The following is an 18744-nucleotide window of genomic DNA, read 5'->3' on the forward strand; positions in this document are numbered from 1 at the left end:
CGTCAAAGTGAGACATATCAGCACAACAGTGCTTTTGCGACCGCTTTTTGAGCGCTATTCAACGCGTCTTCATAACTGCTAACGATTTTTGGGCAATGGTCATCATACTTGAATTCCATTAGCTGCCTGTGGATAGGGGCGACGTTAAAGTAATACCTCGCTCGGCAGCCTAGGTTCCACTCTTCGTTAATCAAAGCTTTTAGTACCGTTAGCGCGTCATAGCTGCATAGCTCGTATTTAGCCATATCCAAAACGCGCCCCCAGCCTGACGCGAGACCGTTCTCGGTGATTTGCTGTCTAAGATGAGATACATAAAGCATTGCTTGCTCTTCATTCCAAGAGCCATAAATCGTGTAAATTAAAATACGGCCAACGCGGGTGAAGGAAAAATCGCCATGGGCCGGGAACGCCTTACTCACAGTGTTATCTCCCTCGAACTTATGGTGTTTGCATGTTTTAGCTCACTAAGCAGCTAACAGCGTCACGTAGCTGTGCATCGATTTCTGCATTTGTCAGTTGTTTGGTGACTAAGTCAAAATTGTCATAAAAGTTGGGCACTGAAAGCGATGCTTTTACCTCTGTAGCAAAGAAATGCGCCGAATTAACTGCAGTACTTAAAACACTGGCTGCGCCACCTGGGCCAGGGGAAGTTGAGAGATATACCGAAGGTTTACCTTGAAAGACTTTCATGTCGATACGGGATGTCCAGTCGAACAGGTTTTTATACGCGGCGGTATAACTGCCGTTGTGTTCTGCAAACGAAATAATGAACGCATCGGCTTCGCCCAGTTTGGTAAAAAATGATGTGGCGGCGTCGGGAATGCCGAGGGATTTTTCTCTGTCCTGACTATAAACTGGCATCTCATAGTCATTCAAATCCAATAGCTCAATGTCCGCTGACGGGAGCAATGAAGCGGCGCAAGTTACCAAGGCTTTGTTGATAGATTCACTGTGGTTACTGGCGGCAAAAGCGATAATTTTCATGATGGGGTAGTCCGGTTAAAAAGTAGAGGAAGGGCACACAGGGTGCCCAGATGAATGTTAGGGTTTGACGTTGTAGTCAATATCGACAGGCGTAGGGCCGACGGCTTCACCAATGAGTTGCCTCATTTGGAGCCTGAATCGTTCGACCAGATCTCGTTTCATCATCCAGCGTCGAAAATCACCCGGGGAGGTATTGTGATGCAGCACTGACTTGTAGCCATTCGGCGCTTCGATATCGTAACGAACGGGGAATTGTAACCACGTGCCTTGCATCTCTTCAGATAACATCCAGTTCATGTAAAGCTTTGCCGCCGCTTTGTTTTTCGCTTGGGTTGGAATTGCTGCCGTTTGAAACCACGTTAAGAAAAAGTCGTGCTCAGGCAATAAAAACTTCGTCTTTTGGTTTGGAAACGGAGCGAATGACCAAAATGTCGTAAAGCTTGCGCCATACCAGCCTTTGTTTATTGCCTCATATGGCCATGCCGTGCCTCTTACCCATTTGGGTTCATTGGCAACTAGCTTTTCTAAATAGTCCCATCCGTACTGTTGCTTCAAATGCCAAAATTGGTACAACACGGCATCATCGTCGTGAGGGTAGGTTAAGATAAGCTTGCCTTTTAGCGCGGGGTTTAAGTAATCCATGGCGTCTCTAGGTGGCTCAATATCACCCAATACCTCAGGGTTCGCATAGTTACTGAAGGAGACGCCATACATGCTGGTCCAATAGCCATTGGGATCTTTATGATCGGGAAAAACCTTGTCCCAGTTTTTGGGTTTGTAAGGCTCGATGAGCCCGTGCTCTTTGTAGTACTCAAAATCATGTAGCGTTTGAAATTGAATCACATCGGGCACGTTGGTTTCACCGCCAGCCGCCCGGGCATTGTCATACCGCGGGGCATGGTTAAGGCTAACGTCAACCGAATGGATTACGGTTAATTTGGGGAACCGAGCTTTAAATTTATCCAAGTAGTAGTCGATTTGATCGGGCTTATCACCGCCCGCCCTCAATACAAAGGTGCCGCCTTCTTTCAAGGCGTCGGCATAAAGCTCCTCCATAGAGCGGGTCTCCATTTCTAGGGCATTAGCCAGTGGCGTGAACAGCGCGCATAAGGCCAATGACTTTCGCAGCCATCTATGAATTTTCGATTGTGGTTTCATTGGGTTCTCCGATCTAGTGGGAATTAGCAAATTCGTATGAGCGCTGAAGAATGGCTTTAACCGCGTCAAGTTCTTGTTCGTTTCGCGGGGAGAAAACCATAACTAGCCCTTTGCGAAAGTGTCCTAAGGTGACTAAGAAATGATCTTCTCCCCAGCCTTTAGCAATAATCTCTTGTGCATCAATGGGCGAGAGCATCACATGCATGCTGCCGTTATCGGGATGCGGGTGGATGTGAGCAAATTCTCTGCCCGCCATGAAGGCGCGGTGGTTGCAATTGCAGCTGTCGTGCATGACTAACGCACGTGCGCCAGGGACTGAGATTGAACTTGGTTCGTTTTGCACACGTGGCAAAGAGAACGCCCACTCATGCAGTTGGCTAATCACGTCATCAGGCCCGTGTTGATCTAATTGCGCATGGGGAATGTGCTTTGTCGTTCGAGGTTTCGCCCCAAGCCTTGTTGGTAAATTTAGGTTACTTGCCATGTGGTATCTCCTGACTACTTAGCAAAAGTGGGGATAACACTAGCATCAACTATTATTGATTGAGGCAAACGGCGTTTGCGTAAATGCAATACGCTGCTGATGGGTTGTTATATATTAATTAAAACAATGATTTACTGTAGTTTTGGTGGGCTGCGGTGTGTTTGCGTATATCGACATCAGGTGGTAGCGTGGTAGTGTGAAGTAAACCTTAATGAGTCACAGAATCTGGCGATGAAAACACACGAATTAGACTGGAGTGATATTCCATTTCTTTTAGCTGTCTGCAAAGCAGGAACACTTGCGGGGGCAGCCAGATCTATGAATGTGCATCACTCAACGGTGTTTAGACGGGTGGAATCGGTCGAGAAAAAGCTGGGTGTCAGGCTATTTGAAAAACTCAATCACAAATACATTTTAACCATTGAGGGCGAGTATTTTTACGCGCGGGCGCTACAACTTCAAAGTGGAATGAATGAAATTGAGCGAAGTTTGAGTGGCAAGGATTTACGGTTAGAAGGCATATTAACCATCACCACAACTAACTCTGTGCTTTACACACTGACCCCATTATTAACTGACTTTCAACGCGAATACCCAGAAACAGAGCTACGCATCATCTCGGAAGCCAAGCCATTAGATTTGGCGCAAAGAGATGCCGATATTGCCATTCGTCCAACATCGAACCCGCCGGAGCATTGGATTGGAAGAAACATCACGCCCATTTCATTTGCTCCGTATATTCACACTGAACACCGCGACACCGATGAGCAAGACTTGCGCTGGATAGTGCTCAGTGAAGACTTCAAACATTCACCGATGAGTAAACTCACATCTTCACTCATGCCAGATAGCGCGCCAAGAACCGTTATCAATAACATTTTGGCAGTATATGATTTTGTGAAACAAGGCTTAGGTGTTGGCGTCTTGCCGTGTTATTTGGGTGATAGCGACAACGCATTGTGCAGAGTCAAATCGCCAGATCCATCGTACAACTGGGATTTGTGGATCCTATCCCACCCAGATTTAAGGAACAGTGCAAAAGTAAAAGCTTTCAATGATTTTGCGGTGGAGAAAATGAAAACCCAATTGTCTTCACAATAGCCGAGCGAACTATCACACCCTTGTTTTACGCTAACTGTGCAATCTCATAAAGCCTGTTTTCATGTGAATCGAAAAGCCTTTTTGGGTTTTCCATTTTAAAGCCCTGCCTCAAATGAAGCAGGGAAGGGAGATGGTGGCTTGTACTATCCGTTATACTGCCAATATTGCTCTTGGCTGCTTGCACTTTGCGCAAACGCTTGTGCTTCCTGTGCGATATTGGTCCAAGCCGTTATGGCGTTGTCGATATCGAGTGCCATTAAAAATGGCAAAGTAACATCAACATTAGTGTCGTCCATGGCACTGACGTCGCAAGATAACGCATTCCAAGCGCCAACAACGGCTTCCATTGCAGCGTCAAAGCTATCGAATGCTCCGGGTTGGAATTGCGGGACATTCATCATCGGTATGAGAAACTCATTTGTGACGAAAAATTGGTTAAATTTCTCGTTCACCGTCAAGAAGCTTTGAAGCTTAGTCAATGCGGCTTTCACTTCCGTACTTAATGACGTTGTTCCCTGTTTCAACGCACTTAGTGCCTTTTTAGTATCAGTCACTATCGATGGGGTGATAGTGTTGTCACTGGCTTTTAGCATCTTCTGTATATTTTGAAAGTTAAAAATGGCATTGTTAGCGTAAATCGCCAAGTGCGTGGCAAGGCTAACTAAGTTTTGAAAATCAGTGGTAGTCCAGCTTTTACATTCCGCCAATAGGGTCGGGGTATTCGTTCCAATGATCCACTCTGACCAATAGTATTTCGTGCCATTGATAGGCACGTTGTTGGTATTGTTTGCCTTAATGCCAAAAAAGAAATGGGAATCATTGCAAAGTGCCTGCAACTGGTTCCAGCCCGCGGTGGTTGGCCATGGGATCATAAAGTTTCCCGCGTCACCGCCAGTGTTATTTTTTTTGTCAACGTACAAGATAAAACCTACTCTTTGATTTACTTCTGTCCAAGTAGATTGAGGAATGGTAAACAATTGCGAAATATCAGTATTAACGAGTTTCATAGTCCTACTCCAAAGTATTGAGGGCTTCCATTTACCCTCATAAATTCTTCCAAAATGGTTTTGGCCGGGGAGCTCACTCCCCTTGGTTCATTGGTTTATGAAGACGCGATAGCGCTTCCTTGGAATTGCATTTTGATGGATTGCACCTTGCTCAAATCAATCTTGTTGCCTAATGCATTCAAGTTGATACGCCAATTACTAAATGGTGTGGGAATAAAATAGTCATTGCCTTGCGCAGGTGCTGCTGAACAGTCAATCGCAATGGTGCCCGTTACCTTGGGTGCCAATTGAATATCGTGTGTTGTTACGTCAGCTTTGTTTATGTAGTACTCCAAACGGCTGTTTAGTCCGCCACTACTGAAATTGTATTGATTGCCATGTAACCTGTCCTGGTAGTGCCCATCCGTTTCTACTTGCATGTTGACGGTTTGCTCTACAGAAGGGGAGTAAAGGTTGTCGCCTATCAACCAGATACGTACATCGGTGAAGCGAACCCTGTCTAATCCAACAAAACTTGGGTGTGAAAGCGGAATACTCCATTGCGTTTCCCCGTTTTTCTGCAACGACCGAATTACCGAAGCATCTTCAATATCCACTTCCAGTAATTGCATTTTCTGAGACTGTAAGCCAGTCAACGCTTGATATTCACTCAGGCTCATATCCAAAGAAATATGTGGGTGGCTCATCATGTCACCTAGGTTGCCTAAGGGAATTTCCACGTTGCTGGGTTGTAGTGCCCAATAGAAATAAGTGGCTTGATAGGATTTTAAGAATGAATACAAACCAATTTGCAGATCTAACGCCTGATGGTAAAACAGTTGTTGAAGCTGCAAAATCTCTGTTTGGTCTTCCTTTAAGTTACTAATCAGATCGTGAATAACCGAGGTGTTTTTATCGGCGTAAGCGAGTTGTACATTCATCGCTGCCACTTTTTGTGCAGCCTGAATGGTTGCGAGTTTCGCAGCGGCCAACGCTTTACCCAGCACCACCATGTTATCTAGCGTCACTTGGTACTCGGTCGCTTCTGATAGACCTAATTTAACAATGGGTTCGATATTGGCATCAGCTTGATTTTGAAACGCTGTCCACGCCGCAATACTATTGATACTGTCATCTGTGTTTAACTGGGCTCCTTTTGCTGAGGTGGCACTATCTATCTCTGTGCCATTATCTCCAAGGGTTTTACTGGACTCGTATACCGATTGAGATAGCTCATATAGCTTTTCCATGCCCTCTGCGAAGTTTTTTAGTTTCTTCATTTCCGAGGCCAGGCTGACCACCGATTTTGCGGCTTCAGCGCCTTCAGCAGCTTCGGGTGCCGCTTCTTCATTGCCTGTTACTATGCCTGCAATACCGACGGCAAAAGAAACAATTGCCTTGCCAATATCGAATGCAGCCATTGCTTTCTGTTTGTCTATGTAGTTGGCCATTGCCACTTTTAAGGCACTGCCAGCCAACAAAACTTTGGTTTGCTGTTGTTTGAAATTAGTACTGGCAACTTGTTCCGCTGCAAAGGCTTGGTTGTATGCGACTTCACTTTGTTGTAGCAGCTCTTGTACTTGCGCTTTATTGTTGGTGTAAACCGACTGCAGCGCCTGAGCAGATTGAATGAATTGCTGCGACGCTTTGTCGGCCGAAAAAACAGTAAGATAGTCATGTTGGCTGTTGCTCAGCGCGGTTTCCATCTTTTGTGCAATACCCGCGTAAACGTCTTTGCTTAAGCTGGGCACATAAGTCTCCCCACTGGCGCAGGCAACCAATTGTGCTTTGAACAAAGACGCGAGGTTTGAACTGGCGTAATACAACTGAGACAAATCTGATGCATTGGTGCTTGCAGAAGCGCCAGACCAACTATTTACCCAAGTTAATATATCAACTGCAATTGCAGGGTACTCAGTTGAGCACAAAGCACCGTAGAGAAAACTGTTATTCAGGTAATCCTTTTGTGCCTGATTCATTCTGATGGCGAACCCTTGCTCCAAAGTTAAAGGGTTCGATTGCAAGCCTTTTGCTATTGAAAATCGATACTCCAGTCCTGGGTTAATATCTGCACTCGTTATGGCATGAATCTCTGCCGTATCGCTCTGAGCGGTGACCTGAATCGTACCTTTGCAGTTAGCCGCGTAGATACTAAAGTTTGCGATGCTACTGGCTTCGCTAGTTGTCAAATTAACACCAAAAGTGGCTTTGGGCTGAAATGAAACAACTCGGGCGTAAATTATCAAAGCTTGATTGTCAGATAGCTCCCAACCAACAACATCATCAATGTTTAATACATCAGCGTAAATGGTGGTAATCGCTGGTTTGTAACCACTTGAAGAAATTTGTTGCTGAACCTGTGTTAGGTCCAAATAACTGGCGTAAAACACGGCGTTGTTATCGTCTATATCGACACGACTTGCATTTGGAATATTGCCTGTTCGAGTCAGGTCATAATAGTAGCTTTTCCAACCTTGGGCTGGCTCGGGTAGTTGCGCACTTACGGCATGCGATGGATTGTTTGTCATGATGACACCTTTCTATTCCTTCAGATTCGCTGTGTCGAGTTGCTGCTACCAGCGAATGCTGTCAATTTGTTGTTTAGTTTTGTCTCGCTATTGGCTGGCCTTGTCTACAATGTGTTTGGATAGACCAAAGGCCAGCTCTGCGCGAGTGGATACGGCGGCTATTTGCTCACAGTGATAAACGCGTTTGTCCGATATGCATCAACTTCCTGTTTTAAGTTGTTCCAATCGTTAATTGCCGTGTTGAAGTCAATTTGCAGCAAGAACCCACAAGTACCCTGGAAATCATTTTTCAATTGATCAGATAGGTTGGTTATGTCTGATGCGATTGCAGTCCAGTTGCCTTCCATTCCTTCTAAAATGGCGACAGCGGCTTTTCCTTCGCTACTGACCTGCTGAACCTGCGTAGTGACAAGGTTTAAATCCTGCATTAGGTTCAAGTCAGCCTGTTCTTGCTCATTCAATTGTGCAATTAGACCCTTGGTAGCCTCGATTTCGTGTTTTGCTTTAGTTGCTCGAGCGCCGTATACACCGGCTGTAACCGCGGCTGCTAACGTGCCCACTGGGAAAAACCAACCATAAGTCGGTGTGGTTGCTGCAACGATTACATCGTGGTTGTACTCCGCTTGGTAATGATGCAAGTTGGCCGTTTGCGTCGCAATTTGTTGTATCAAGGATTTAACTTGTGCGGAGTTCGAACCGTATTCCGTGTGGTAGTATTTCCAATAGCCAGAACCGTCCGGTGCGGGAACATTGCTACCCAAAGTGCTCAAGTAGCCTTCTAAGTCTGTTACGAGTGTGTTTAGCTCCGTTTTCGTCTTATTGGCGTTAGTGATGAAGGGTTTGATGTTAGCAGCAAGTTGATCCAATACCGCAATTAGATCGGTTTGAATGGTCTTGAGTGCTTCACCTGTTGGAGCTGGTACAGCACTGAGTTGTGAAATTAGCTGCTTGAGGCCTCCATAGTATTCAGGCACAGATTCAGCATAGTGATAAACATCTGCAGACAAATCGACGATTGTGGGGAACTGGGTACCCGTAAATTTTGAACTTTGCGCGATCATCTTGCTGTATAAGTCGACCAGTTTTTGAAAATCACTCATGTCCGTCGGCGCACCTTTCCCCATCTTTTTTTTCAGCGCTTCAAGTGACGCAGGCAATGCAGCGACGTTGTTAAAATAGGTTTGTAGTGTTAACCAACTAGTTGAACTCATCGCAAAGACTTTGTCGCCCTTGGCATTCGTTTGAGTAAATGATCCTGTACCTGCTTGAAATTTTTGTTGCGTTGTCATGTTCGATCTCCTTTCAAAAAATCGGACTAAAGTAAGTTAAAAATAAGTTCACTTGTTCCGGTCCAAGCTTTCCTTTAAACATCCTTTTACTTGAAATTTAACGGTAAGTTTTGACCTCCAGATAAAGACTAATCAACCCAATGTGAATTGAATATTTCACGATATTTCACCAGTGCTGAAATACGACTTAATGTTATTAATAACAAATGGTTAAGGAGCTTTTGTATGACTTTGAATACGGGGGAGGGATAACAAAAAAGAGGCCTTGTTAGGCCTCTAGTTGGTTCGCGTTTGCCACGTGATTTTGACTACGTTCGATTATGTATATGAAGTGCCAAATCCTTTGCATGTGCCTCCAAATGTTGTAGCAGGCTCGTTTCGGTTTCAGTCAGTTTGTGCTTAATCTGACTAAGAGCGGAAGCCAGTGATTCATGCAGCTGTTGTAATGCCTCTTGGTCTGTTTTTGACGCCTGTGACTGCAATTCTTGCAATTTATCTCTCAGCTCGTTCTCAAGTCGCTGAATTAAGTCTCGTACTCTCATTTGAACAGTACCCTTTAATTGTCGCTGCTCAGCGATTAAGTCTTGGCCTACCGAATGCAGGGCTAAGTCAATTTGCTTTTGCATGGACGCTTCAGCTTCACGGATAAAGGCATGCATTTCTGTGTTAATAGCCAAGCAATTCTGCTGAATCGTATTTTCGAGTTGCGTTAGTAGTAGGTGACACTCATCATTTATCGCCATATCAAGATGGGAAATTGCGGCATTGGTGCTGTTTTTGATTTCGTCAGTTTGCGTTGTTAAAAACTGATACAGTTTGTCAACTTGAGCCAATATTGCACTGCGTAGTTTGCCTTGAATAGTCAACACATCATTCCGCAAATTGCTTTCGATGCTATTTGTTTTTTCGCGTAGCTCTCGTTTCGTCGTCGCTTCAGCATCGGTTACCTTGTTTTTGATACTTTGCTTTACTGAATCTATGTCTTGAGCTAGCAGTTGTTCGCGTTTCTTAATGACGTGCCTTATCGGCGTTACAAGAACGTTGGCGAGCCAATTCCTCAGATTTTGCAGTAGTTTGTGATGGACATGAATGTTAGCCATTAGACTTCGTTTTTCCGCCTCAGTCTCTTTCTCTATCTTGTCCATTAATTGAACCTGGCCATAGGGTATACCGGGGAACGCGTAGCGCAGTATCGCGTAAAATAGGTATAGGTAGCCTATAGGGAGTAAGAACAGCAAAAAGAATAATTTACTAACATAACCCAACGTTTCTTTTAAAATGGCTTTGCCACCACCTCGTAACACCATGACTAGTGCTGGGTAGTCACCGGTTACGGAGTCCTTTACATCATCAAAATCATACGAAATATCGGCGGCCAATCGATGAAACCACTTTAGGTGCGAATTCGATTTGTCGATTTTTTGTAGACTTTCTTGATGCTGCTTAAGCAAGGTGTTCTTCTCTTTATCGAGCTTGTGCGTCAAGTCTGAAAGTTTTGTGTACAGGTCGCCCTCGACTACTTTGCTGATATCCTCTGCGAGAAAATGAATGGCATTACAGTACATAGCCAGCCCGGGGGACAGCATCAGTAGTACGAGTAACCCTTTTAGTGAAAGCCGTTGAAATTGCCGAATAAATGAAGTGACTAAGCAAAATACAAGGGCGTATTTCACAATGTTTAGCAAACTCAGCTTCAATATAAGCATTTGCAATGTGGTCAGCATGCTGGATACAACCAGTAAGTTTTCTGCTTTATCGAGCGACACCACAATATCTTTCACTGCACCTTCAATAAACGGGATGTCGATTGAAGAAATGGCAGATAGTAATTGTTTTAACTCAGTTAACAGTAATAACGAGCCAAGACTCTTTTCATTTGCTGCCACAACGTCGTGCATGGCTGCTTGCTCAAAACCGACGAAGCTCATTAATACGATGGCTAGCACTGCCAATAAACGAATTAAATATAGATAGCCTTCAATGCTATTTGAATTCGAGTTGCGATTGGTGGAAAGCGAAGTGGGAAGTAAGGTAGTCATCGTTAACGTCCCTCTGTCAATTGTTGAAGTTCACCGTGAAAGACGTCGTAATCTACGTCGGTGGAGTCGATTTTGTAGGTATCTGAACGCTGCCAAATTAACGTGCCTTGTGATAGCCATATATCCGGTATGGCCGGCTTTTTTGCCTGCGTATAGTCCGCAAGCCATAATGGGTAATGAGCAAATCTACTATTGTTTAACCATCGCTTAGCGAATGCACTATTGCTGTAAACCATTGGGCGCTTTTTCGTGTGGAATTCCACATACGCAAGAAAATATTGTAGATTGCGTTGTAGTACGTGCAGCTTCGTATCGGTTGACATGCTGCCTTCCTCTACGTCCACAATGGGAGGAATATCATCCTTACCCCATGTCCCCACGGTTTTGATAAAGTGCTTTGCTTGAAGTTCAGGGTCATCATTTGCAATAAAAAAGTGGTATGCGCCACGTATCCGATTGGCCTCTTTGATTCCGGGCCAGTTTTTATGAAACATGGGATCAATCTCGTCAATCCCTTCGCTGGCTTTTGCTATCACAAAACTGATGCGAGGTTTGTTCTTGATGTCGTCTAATAAATCGCCCTGATAGTGGGAAATATCGACGCCATAATGTTGTTTTTGCTTCGTCTTGTTGAGCTGTAACGTTGCCTTATGATGCGTAACTCTCGCGTTTATTGCCGAATGTGAAATGAAGCTATCGAGGTGATCTAATTCAGATTCGTTTGGCCGCTTTTGATGGTGGGGGCCGAGAGACGGTGTTTTGGCGATCAGACCGACTAGCAGGGCTGCCGAAATTGCGATCAATGCGGGTTTGACTATGACTGTTTTCATGGTGATGTCCTATCTAATTACTCTGTGAAAATGCTTTCTATACAGAGTGGTTTGTTGGGTAACGTCCTTATACCCAGATAAGACTTAATGAAGTATTTCAGGATATTTCACCTGAAGTACAGTAGGTATTACGAGTTAGTCTCGGCCTCTAATTTTTCGCCTTTATGGATGGCAATGTTTTTGAAACCAAGGCGAACTTGTCCCGCCCTACGTTCTACTAACTGTTTGCCGTCAAATAGGTTATCTATTACGGACTCCAACTGTTTTCTGGCCCTGTGAATTTGGATGTTGATCAGAGTTTCTGGCATCCCCAACATGTTCATCAGTTGTTCCATATACACCCAACCACGCTCGGTAATATCTAAATCTTTTTGACAATCAAGAGCTCGTTGGCGAGCAAGAAGCAGCAATAGGTAGTGATGGCTGCGCACTGGCAGTGAAACCTCTCCAAGATGACTCACGATACGAGCACTGGTAGTTTCTTCGTCGAGACTGGTATGCAAGTGCAGTGTTAAATCCTCTAATGTCGGTAATTCGCCACCCAATTCGATAGTGCAACTGGGGACATCCGTTAACACAACCTGCCAGTTTTCTTTATCGATGGTTATCCAGTCGCCATCGTGCAAAACGCGTTTCGAATGCAAATGCTCCGCGACCCAATCATTGGCATCGCGTTTTATGCGGACCTGACAATTGTGTCTGTTCGGCAGGTGGTTGTCTGCCTGAAGTTTTAGGGTTTCGACAATCGGACTCTCGTGGTTACTTCGCTTACACAGAATGTCTACTGGTGCGCTGTTGTCAATGAATGCATACTCAATAGATTGGTGTTCTCCGACGGCAATTTTGTCACCTGTACGAATTAAAGTTTGAGTACCTTTGCTGACCCGTTGACCATTCAACCAAGTGCCATTGCGGCTATAATCGATGAGTACCCAGTCTTGCTCATGATACTCTAGCAGAAAGTGAATTCGCGATACTGCAGCATCTTGCAAGTAGGTATCGACGGCATTACCCAATCGACCAAACAGATGATGTTGCTTTAAGTAAATTCTGTGGCCGTCCAGCCCTTCAATAGATGCCATTTTGTCTCCTTACGTACTCGATCCTTTGCTAAAGCCGTCTTAATTAAATCATGTATTGCAGTAAAGTAATTGCTTTGAGATTTCTGTAAGCAATTCAATGTAAAGTTTTCGGTGCGATATCGCTTTTTCTCACCTCAGCCCAATCTAAGATTAACTCACGATAAAAGGGTAGCATACCTTTGTTTTCTTTGATTATTTTAATTCCCTCGACTATCTCTGCTACGTCAGTCGCCGCGGCAATCAACACCATACCCAATGCCCATTGGTGTGCGTAAGAGTGCTTTCCCCTGAGTTGGTATTTTTCGATCAAGTTTAACTCATTGATATTTCCCTGCCCCCAGTGTTGAAAAAGAAGCGCTAACGCCTGATACGCTTCAGCGTGTTCAATGTCTGGATATCGTTTGATTTCGCTTAACAACTCATTTGCGTATTGCTTGGAAGACAGGCCAAGCTGAATTCGATAGCCAGTAAAGCCGGTTAACGCACCAATATAGTTCCGAGTGACGATGGTGTTTTCTGGGTACATTTCGACTAAGCGATTTCGGGCGGCCAGTACTTGAGTAAATAGGTCATTCCAATGGCCCGATTTAACAAATGAAATCTCCGCTTGGAATTGCATTAGTTTTAGTTCCAAATCGCGGACATAGGGGTGAGTACTATTGATAGATTTTACGTTTTCTAGTCGGCGAGCTGCTTGTGTTAACCATTCATCATTTTCCAACTCACGGTATAAAGCAAGCTCCACCAAATCTACGCCGATTACCGCTAGGTAATAGTTGGCGACAAAGTGGTTTGGTTCTCTCGCTATGACTTGATTTAACCATTTTGTGGCGTTAAGCAATTCAGCTTGTCTTTCCAATACAGGGTATTGCTCCGATTTTTTTCGCAGTGTGGAGGCGGCATTGATAAGACTGCCAACGTTATCTGGCGAATATGCATTGGCTTTTAGGTAGTTATTAATGGCTAAATTAAACTCGCTTTCTGCACTCTGCTGACGAATGTTGCGTTGCATCGCGCTGAACCGAAATAAGGTAGCCAATTCATTGAAGTAAGCATAGTCTCTGTTTGGATGAGGAACGTTGTTCAAGGCGTTAATCGCTCGATCAAAATGTCCTTGGTCTAACGTACCTTTTTCCTTTTCTCTTTGAATAATGCTGGAATACAAACTACCCAAAGAGAACCAAATTCTCGATAAGTTGGGTTGTATTGAAGATGCTCGGGATAACAAAGAAGAAGCCTTATCTAGTAGTTTATCAGGTGCCCCTTCTGTGTAGTGCTGGTTCATCGCCAAGTAATGAGTAAAGTCGCCATAAACGTGGAAAAGGTTGGCTTTTTTACTGTGAACTGCTATCCCTTGCTGAAACGTATGTTCAGCCCGCTCGACAATAGACTCGGGTAACACTTTTCCAAATTGATTTTTGAGTTGAACTTGAAAACGGAATAGATTCAACATTTTTTCATATACAAAAGGGTCACTTGGTGCGATACGAGCGGCGATTTCAAACTTATCCTGAGAGCGCGAAATTAACTCATCTAGGTTTATATTTTGAATCCCTTGTTCGTGCATCGCTATCGCTTGGCTTAGCAGAATGTCGCCAGCTAATATGTCATCCAAATAGTACCAACTTGGCAAATCTCCACTGTTTTCAATAATAGTCAGCGCAGCTTTGGTATCTTGTTGATAATAGGCCAACAGTGCTTGGATGTATGTTTTGTAGGGAGCGCTATCAATATGGCGGTCCAGTAATTTCTGTGCAGGAAGTTTAAGCCTGATATTCAGTTCCGCGATACGGGCAGCTCGTATATCCTCACTGGGAATGTTACGCAAAATGTCCAATTCCTGCTGATATAGGTTTGCATATGACATTGCGAGGTAAAAAGCCGCATCGTTACCCGTGGCTAATTCCATTGAATCGCTAAAATAGCGAGCTGCTAAGTCGTGCTGGCCCAATACGAAGTAGATTCTTCCAATCGCATATAAGGTTGCTCCTTTTAGATTGCGTGGCGTTTCAGCTATTTCATTTTCTAGGCGCAAAGCATTACTTTGCCATTGTCTAACCTTTTCCTCGATGTTATGTCTCGGTGACATGAAGGTTAGTTGAGCTTCGTTCTCTAGCGTTTTAAGTTGACTATTAAAGTCTAACAAAACCTCTTCTCGTAAGGCTTGTTGATGAGCTTGGTACATCTGAAGGACATACATCATTGTCATCCCTAACACGGCTACAGTAAGAGTAATCGTAAGCCAGATATGCTTTCTTAGTTTACGTTGCAACCAATAACCTTTGCCGATACGAGCTTTTATGGGGTCTCCGTGCAAAAAACGCCGTATTTCGTCTGCTACTAGTTTGGCAGATGCATAGCGTTGAGTAAGCTTATGAGACATACATTTGGCAAGTATGATTTGTATGTCTTTAGGCAAAATGGTTTGTGAAAGTTGCTGCTGCAAATCGTTATCATCATTGATATAAAAATGTTTGCCTATCAGGCAGTATTGTAAGCTAGCACCGAATGCGTAAATATCGGCACGGCGTTCAACGATGCACTGCCTACCGGACATGAGTTCGGGAGCAATAAACCCTTGGGTGCCCACAATGCCAGTGGGTGAGTCAGGTTCTCCGGTATGGAATTTTTTTGCTTGTGCTAAGCCAAAATCCACTATCAAAGGCGTTAATGTCGAGGATGTCATGTCGACCATGACGTTACTTGGTTTGAAATCTCGGTGGATAACACCTTGCTGATGTGCTGCTTGAAGCCCCAATGCGACCTTGCTGAAGAGTGAAAGCACTTGTTCCATTGTGAGGTCGGAGCAAGCTTCCGTCAGGCTTTGCCCTTCAATGAATTGCATAACAAGATAAATCCCCCTCTCTGATTCTATAACTTCATAGATAGGACAAATGTAGGCGTGTTCTACATTGGCTTGCGCTCTGGCTTCCCTTACTAGTTTATTGCGACCGTTATCACTTGAGTCCAAAAGAAATTTTAATGCAACGTTACGCTGCAATTTCTCATCATAGGCTTGATAAACCAGTCCTGCGCCACCTCTTCCAAGTTGCTTTATATATCGAAAACGCGGGTCGATGGTGAAAGGAAATCGCCGACCACATTGTGATTCGTGATTGGTAGTCTTTTCGTTTTTAGGCCTTTTAAAAAGGCTTAGAGGCAGTGTTTCTGGTGCTGTAGGGAAGTCTTCTGACATACGCTTAGATGTTGTAGCCAACGCTCGGTTGATTAATTTACCAATATTTTTTAAATTAACTATCGCTTGTTAGCGTAAAATATTTCCTTAAAAATCAATAAGAGAACTCAATATGACTTCCCGTACAATCGAAATGTCAGCGTCGCCTAATTTGGTCGACGGTTTACCTGCTTGGGTTAAGTTTACGCCAAAGGGCCAAATTACCGAATCTGTTGGCACGGAAATAAAGTTTGAAGCTAAAGCTAGCTTGTTAAAGTATATTCAAGAAAAAGACTTTTCAGTAGTTCTAGTTTGGCAGAATACGACATTGCAACTTGACAACAACAATTACAAAAAACTGCACCACCATGTCGGTGATAATGGAGATAGCTATAAGTTGATTGTTACCAGCAATTTATTGCACAGTGGAGGTGGGGAAAATTCAACCACAACATCAGGTGATATTATTGTAAAGTGAATGGGCGGCAAATCCTCAACTCCCATTTATAAATGTTAGACCTAAACTCGTCGTTGGTATCAAAAAATCAAAATCAGCAAGCTGGCACAGTGAGCCTTGTGTCGGCTACATTACCTTTTTCGTCACTCTCTAAACTCAATACTCAGAGAGCGACGAGATTTTACTTTAATCCAACGCATACGCGATGACATACCCGCCTTTGCCATCGGATTTACTTCTTGAATCAGTGTAGGTGCCACCTTTCGGGTCCCTTGGATAGCGCCAACTTGGGTTGGGTACGGTTACGATTAGCATCTGTCTGCCAGATTCGTTTGACACATAGGTCATCGGTGTAGCTTGACCGTTACCGGGCAAGGCTTCTGACCATTTGATTTCACCCGTTCTGAGGTCAAAGGCCCTCACTGTGCTATCCATGGTGGAACTAATAAAGGTAAGGCCGCCTCTTGTTGTTAATGTACCAGCGCGCACTGCGGTGCCTACATTGATTTCTAAACCTGACTGAATGTTAAATGGGCCAGAGTTTTTCATGCTGCCGAGTGGGCGGCTCCACATTAACTCGTTGGTGTTTAAATCGATGACGGCGATTTTGCTCCACGGTGGCTCAAAGCAAGGCACTTTAGTGCCAAGGCGGGACATGAACGGCATGATCAAACCATAGTATTTGATTCTAACGTGATCGTATGGGTCCGCAGGGTCGGGCTCTCTTGGTTCTGGCATAGGCGATTCGGGATCCATGCGTACCGCTGGATGCTCTTTACCTAATAACAGCGCGGCTCTGGGGCCAGCTTCGGCTACTTGTTCGGGCGATACCAGCAGTAACCTGTGGGCCAGCAACATAGGCGCAGCGACTAACAAGCCGTTGTCGGCATCCACCGATACGCTGCCCCAGTTAAACCCACCAAAATTGCCCGGCGCGGCTAAACTGCCACCCGTGGTTGGTGGCGTAAATAGCCCGTCGTACTTCATCATCTTGTATTCAATACGACACACCAATTGGTCGAGCGGCGTTAAGCCCCACATGTCTTTTTCGTGGCGATAGGGGTGGAAGTTGGGTAACGACGAGAACGGCTGCACTGGCGATAAACGCTCGGTGGCTTCACCATATTGTGCAACAGGCCGTTCTTCCACTGGATGCACGGGCTCGCCATTTCGGCGGTCTAACAAAAAGATACTGCCCATTTTGGTGGCAACGGCTACTGCAGGCACTTGTTCACCGTCTTTTTCTACATCCACCAACACGGGCTGCGCGGGTAAATCATAATCCCATACATCGTGATAAACGGTTTGAAACTTCCATTTAGGGCTACCATTGCTGGCATCAATAGCGACCAATGATGAAGACCATTCGTCATCAAATGGGCGTCGCACACCACCGTAGTAATCTGGTGCGGCATTGCCTGTAGGTGCGAACACCAAGTCTAATTCGGGATCATAGCTCATGATGGTCCATACATTGGGTGTGCCCTTGGTGTAGGTTTCACCGTCTTTCGGCTCGCCGTGATAGCCGGGATTACCCAAATCCCATGCCCACGCAAAATTGCCTGTGATGGCATCAAACGCGCGTACCACGCCAGAGGGCAAGCCTAAGTCTTGGTTGTCGTTAACTAACCCGCCAACCACTAACACATCATCGGCAACCAAAGGTGGCGAGGTTACATAATATTGGTTAGGTAAATGTTCGCCCAAGCCTTTGCGCAAATTGATTTGGCCATTGTCACCAAAGCTTGAACACAGCTTGCCTGTGTGAGCATCAACGGCGATCATGCGGGCGTCTATCGTAGCGGTAACAATGCGTTCAGGACACTCACCAGTATAGGTGTCCGGTGCCTTGAAATAACTGATACCACGACACGTACGTGCGTATTGGTGTTTGGCGGAAGGCTCTGCTTGCGGGTCATAGCGCCACTGCTCTTCGCCTGTTTCGGCATTCACCGCCATCAAGATGTTTTTCGCACCACATAGATATAAGGCATCATCGACCTTCAGTGGTGTCATTTTAAAATCACTTTCTACGCCAGTGCGATAGCGCCACACTTCTTTGAGTTGATGCACGTTATCGCGATTGATTTGGTCGACCGGCGCAAAGCGTGACCCGCCCGCATCGTTACCGTAGTGATGCCAATCCGAGCCTGTCGCTTGGCCTTTGGGATTGATGGCAGCGGTGCGCTGTGTCCCTTGGGTATTGAATTCATAGCTTTGCAGTGCGGCTACGGTGAGTACCACCACTGACATCACAGCAGGCGTCACATACCAGCGCTTTAGCCCAGCAATACGGGCTTCTTCTTGATAGCGTTTTGTTGATAAAGGAGACAGAAACCATAGGCCTAGCCCCAGCCAGAAGGCCAAGCGAGGGAGCAGGGCGAAAAAGTCTAAGCCGGATTCCCACGCCGCCCATATCACGGTAAATACAAAGAAGGCACCAAATACCTTGTGTGCTAGATTACGGCGTTTGAACCACAAAAACACAACGGCACACAACACGATACCGGAAAACGCATAATAGGCGCTGCCGCCCATGTACACGAGCACGCCGCCAAGGCCTGTAAGGTAAATGGCACAGAGGATCAGTAGCGAAACAACAATGATATTGGTCACTTTAGTCAACATAGT

The 18744-nt window shown here is 45.0% G+C and carries 14 protein-coding genes; 2 read left to right on the top strand and 12 right to left on the bottom strand.

What is annotated here, in order from left to right:
- Nucleotides 1-17: 17 nt before the first annotated feature.
- Genes AC27G9_RS08880 through AC27G9_RS08895 form a run of 4 tightly spaced genes read right to left on the bottom strand, consistent with a single transcriptional unit; the run spans nucleotide 18 to nucleotide 2626 of the window.
- A complete protein-coding gene (locus tag AC27G9_RS08880; protein ID WP_487073195.1) occupies nucleotides 18-419 on the bottom strand; it encodes a hypothetical protein in 402 nt (133 codons plus the stop codon).
- Between the two features lie 37 nt (nucleotides 420-456).
- Nucleotides 457-984 (bottom strand): NADPH-dependent FMN reductase, encoded by a 528-nt coding sequence (locus AC27G9_RS08885; protein WP_487073197.1) that lies wholly within the window; start codon nucleotides 982-984, stop codon nucleotides 457-459.
- 57 nt (nucleotides 985-1041) lie between these two features.
- Entirely contained in the window at nucleotides 1042-2142 is a 1101-nt protein-coding gene (locus AC27G9_RS08890; RefSeq protein ID WP_487073199.1) for an ABC transporter substrate-binding protein, read from the bottom strand.
- 13 nt (nucleotides 2143-2155) lie between these two features.
- A complete protein-coding gene (locus AC27G9_RS08895; protein ID WP_487073201.1) occupies nucleotides 2156-2626 on the bottom strand; it encodes a luciferase domain-containing protein in 471 nt (156 codons plus the stop codon).
- A 231-nt stretch (nucleotides 2627-2857) separates the two neighbouring features.
- Between AC27G9_RS08895 and AC27G9_RS08900 the strand changes: the two genes are divergently transcribed.
- Nucleotides 2858-3727 carry a LysR family transcriptional regulator gene (locus tag AC27G9_RS08900; protein ID WP_487073203.1) on the top strand — a complete coding sequence of 290 codons (870 nt, stop codon included), beginning with the start codon at nucleotides 2858-2860 and terminating at the stop codon, nucleotides 3725-3727.
- A gap of 143 nt (nucleotides 3728-3870) precedes the next feature.
- Here AC27G9_RS08900 and AC27G9_RS08905 read toward each other — a convergent pair whose 3' ends face one another.
- The 7 genes from AC27G9_RS08905 to AC27G9_RS08935 form a co-directional block, all read right to left on the bottom strand.
- The gene (locus AC27G9_RS08905; protein ID WP_487073205.1) at nucleotides 3871-4734 is read right to left on the bottom strand and encodes a hypothetical protein; all 864 of its coding nucleotides are present in this window, start codon (nucleotides 4732-4734) and stop codon (nucleotides 3871-3873) included.
- A gap of 95 nt (nucleotides 4735-4829) precedes the next feature.
- Nucleotides 4830-7241: a hypothetical protein gene (locus AC27G9_RS08910; protein ID WP_487073207.1), complete on the bottom strand. Its 2412-nt coding sequence runs from the start codon at nucleotides 7239-7241 to the stop codon at nucleotides 4830-4832.
- Between the two features lie 158 nt (nucleotides 7242-7399).
- The gene (locus AC27G9_RS08915) at nucleotides 7400-8530 is read right to left on the bottom strand and encodes an alpha-xenorhabdolysin family binary toxin subunit A (RefSeq protein ID WP_487073209.1); all 1131 of its coding nucleotides are present in this window, start codon (nucleotides 8528-8530) and stop codon (nucleotides 7400-7402) included.
- A 308-nt stretch (nucleotides 8531-8838) separates the two neighbouring features.
- The gene (locus tag AC27G9_RS08920) at nucleotides 8839-10569 is read right to left on the bottom strand and encodes an MICOS complex subunit MIC60 (protein WP_487073211.1); all 1731 of its coding nucleotides are present in this window, start codon (nucleotides 10567-10569) and stop codon (nucleotides 8839-8841) included.
- A gap of 2 nt (nucleotides 10570-10571) precedes the next feature.
- Nucleotides 10572-11399 (bottom strand): GH25 family lysozyme, encoded by an 828-nt coding sequence (locus AC27G9_RS08925; protein WP_487073213.1) that lies wholly within the window; start codon nucleotides 11397-11399, stop codon nucleotides 10572-10574.
- Between the two features lie 128 nt (nucleotides 11400-11527).
- Entirely contained in the window at nucleotides 11528-12481 is a 954-nt protein-coding gene (locus AC27G9_RS08930) for an FHA domain-containing protein (protein ID WP_487073215.1), read from the bottom strand.
- 94 nt (nucleotides 12482-12575) lie between these two features.
- On the bottom strand, nucleotides 12576-15677 hold the full coding sequence (locus AC27G9_RS08935) for a protein kinase domain-containing protein (RefSeq protein ID WP_487073217.1): 3102 nt from the start codon (nucleotides 15675-15677) through the stop codon (nucleotides 12576-12578).
- A gap of 112 nt (nucleotides 15678-15789) precedes the next feature.
- On the opposite strand from AC27G9_RS08935, the gene AC27G9_RS08940 reads away from it, so the two are divergent.
- Nucleotides 15790-16134, top strand: a complete 345-nt coding sequence (locus AC27G9_RS08940) for a hypothetical protein (RefSeq protein WP_487073219.1) — start codon at nucleotides 15790-15792, stop codon at nucleotides 16132-16134.
- Between the two features lie 165 nt (nucleotides 16135-16299).
- Here AC27G9_RS08940 and AC27G9_RS08945 read toward each other — a convergent pair whose 3' ends face one another.
- Complete coding sequence (locus AC27G9_RS08945; RefSeq protein WP_487073221.1) at nucleotides 16300-18741, bottom strand: membrane-bound PQQ-dependent dehydrogenase, glucose/quinate/shikimate family; 2442 nt, start codon at nucleotides 18739-18741, stop codon at nucleotides 16300-16302.
- Between the last annotated feature and the right edge of the window lie 3 nt (nucleotides 18742-18744).

Source organism: Alteromonas sp. 5NS40-0096, assembly GCF_057544385.1.

Coding starts and splice junctions, on each gene's coding strand:
- AC27G9_RS08910 (WP_487073207.1), bottom strand. CDS start 7,241: ATGACAAACAATCCATCGCATGCCGTAAGTGCGCAACTACCCGAGCCA.
- AC27G9_RS08930 (WP_487073215.1), bottom strand. CDS start 12,481: ATGGCATCTATTGAAGGGCTGGACGGCCACAGAATTTACTTAAAGCAA.
- AC27G9_RS08900 (WP_487073203.1), top strand. CDS start 2,858: ATGAAAACACACGAATTAGACTGGAGTGATATTCCATTTCTTTTAGCT.
- AC27G9_RS08895 (WP_487073201.1), bottom strand. CDS start 2,626: ATGGCAAGTAACCTAAATTTACCAACAAGGCTTGGGGCGAAACCTCGA.
- AC27G9_RS08925 (WP_487073213.1), bottom strand. CDS start 11,399: ATGAAAACAGTCATAGTCAAACCCGCATTGATCGCAATTTCGGCAGCC.
- AC27G9_RS08905 (WP_487073205.1), bottom strand. CDS start 4,734: ATGAAACTCGTTAATACTGATATTTCGCAATTGTTTACCATTCCTCAA.
- AC27G9_RS08920 (WP_487073211.1), bottom strand. CDS start 10,569: ATGACTACCTTACTTCCCACTTCGCTTTCCACCAATCGCAACTCGAAT.
- AC27G9_RS08945 (WP_487073221.1), bottom strand. CDS start 18,741: ATGTTGACTAAAGTGACCAATATCATTGTTGTTTCGCTACTGATCCTC.
- AC27G9_RS08885 (WP_487073197.1), bottom strand. CDS start 984: ATGAAAATTATCGCTTTTGCCGCCAGTAACCACAGTGAATCTATCAAC.
- AC27G9_RS08915 (WP_487073209.1), bottom strand. CDS start 8,530: ATGACAACGCAACAAAAATTTCAAGCAGGTACAGGATCATTTACTCAA.
- AC27G9_RS08890 (WP_487073199.1), bottom strand. CDS start 2,142: ATGAAACCACAATCGAAAATTCATAGATGGCTGCGAAAGTCATTGGCC.
- AC27G9_RS08935 (WP_487073217.1), bottom strand. CDS start 15,677: ATGTCAGAAGACTTCCCTACAGCACCAGAAACACTGCCTCTAAGCCTT.
- AC27G9_RS08940 (WP_487073219.1), top strand. CDS start 15,790: ATGACTTCCCGTACAATCGAAATGTCAGCGTCGCCTAATTTGGTCGAC.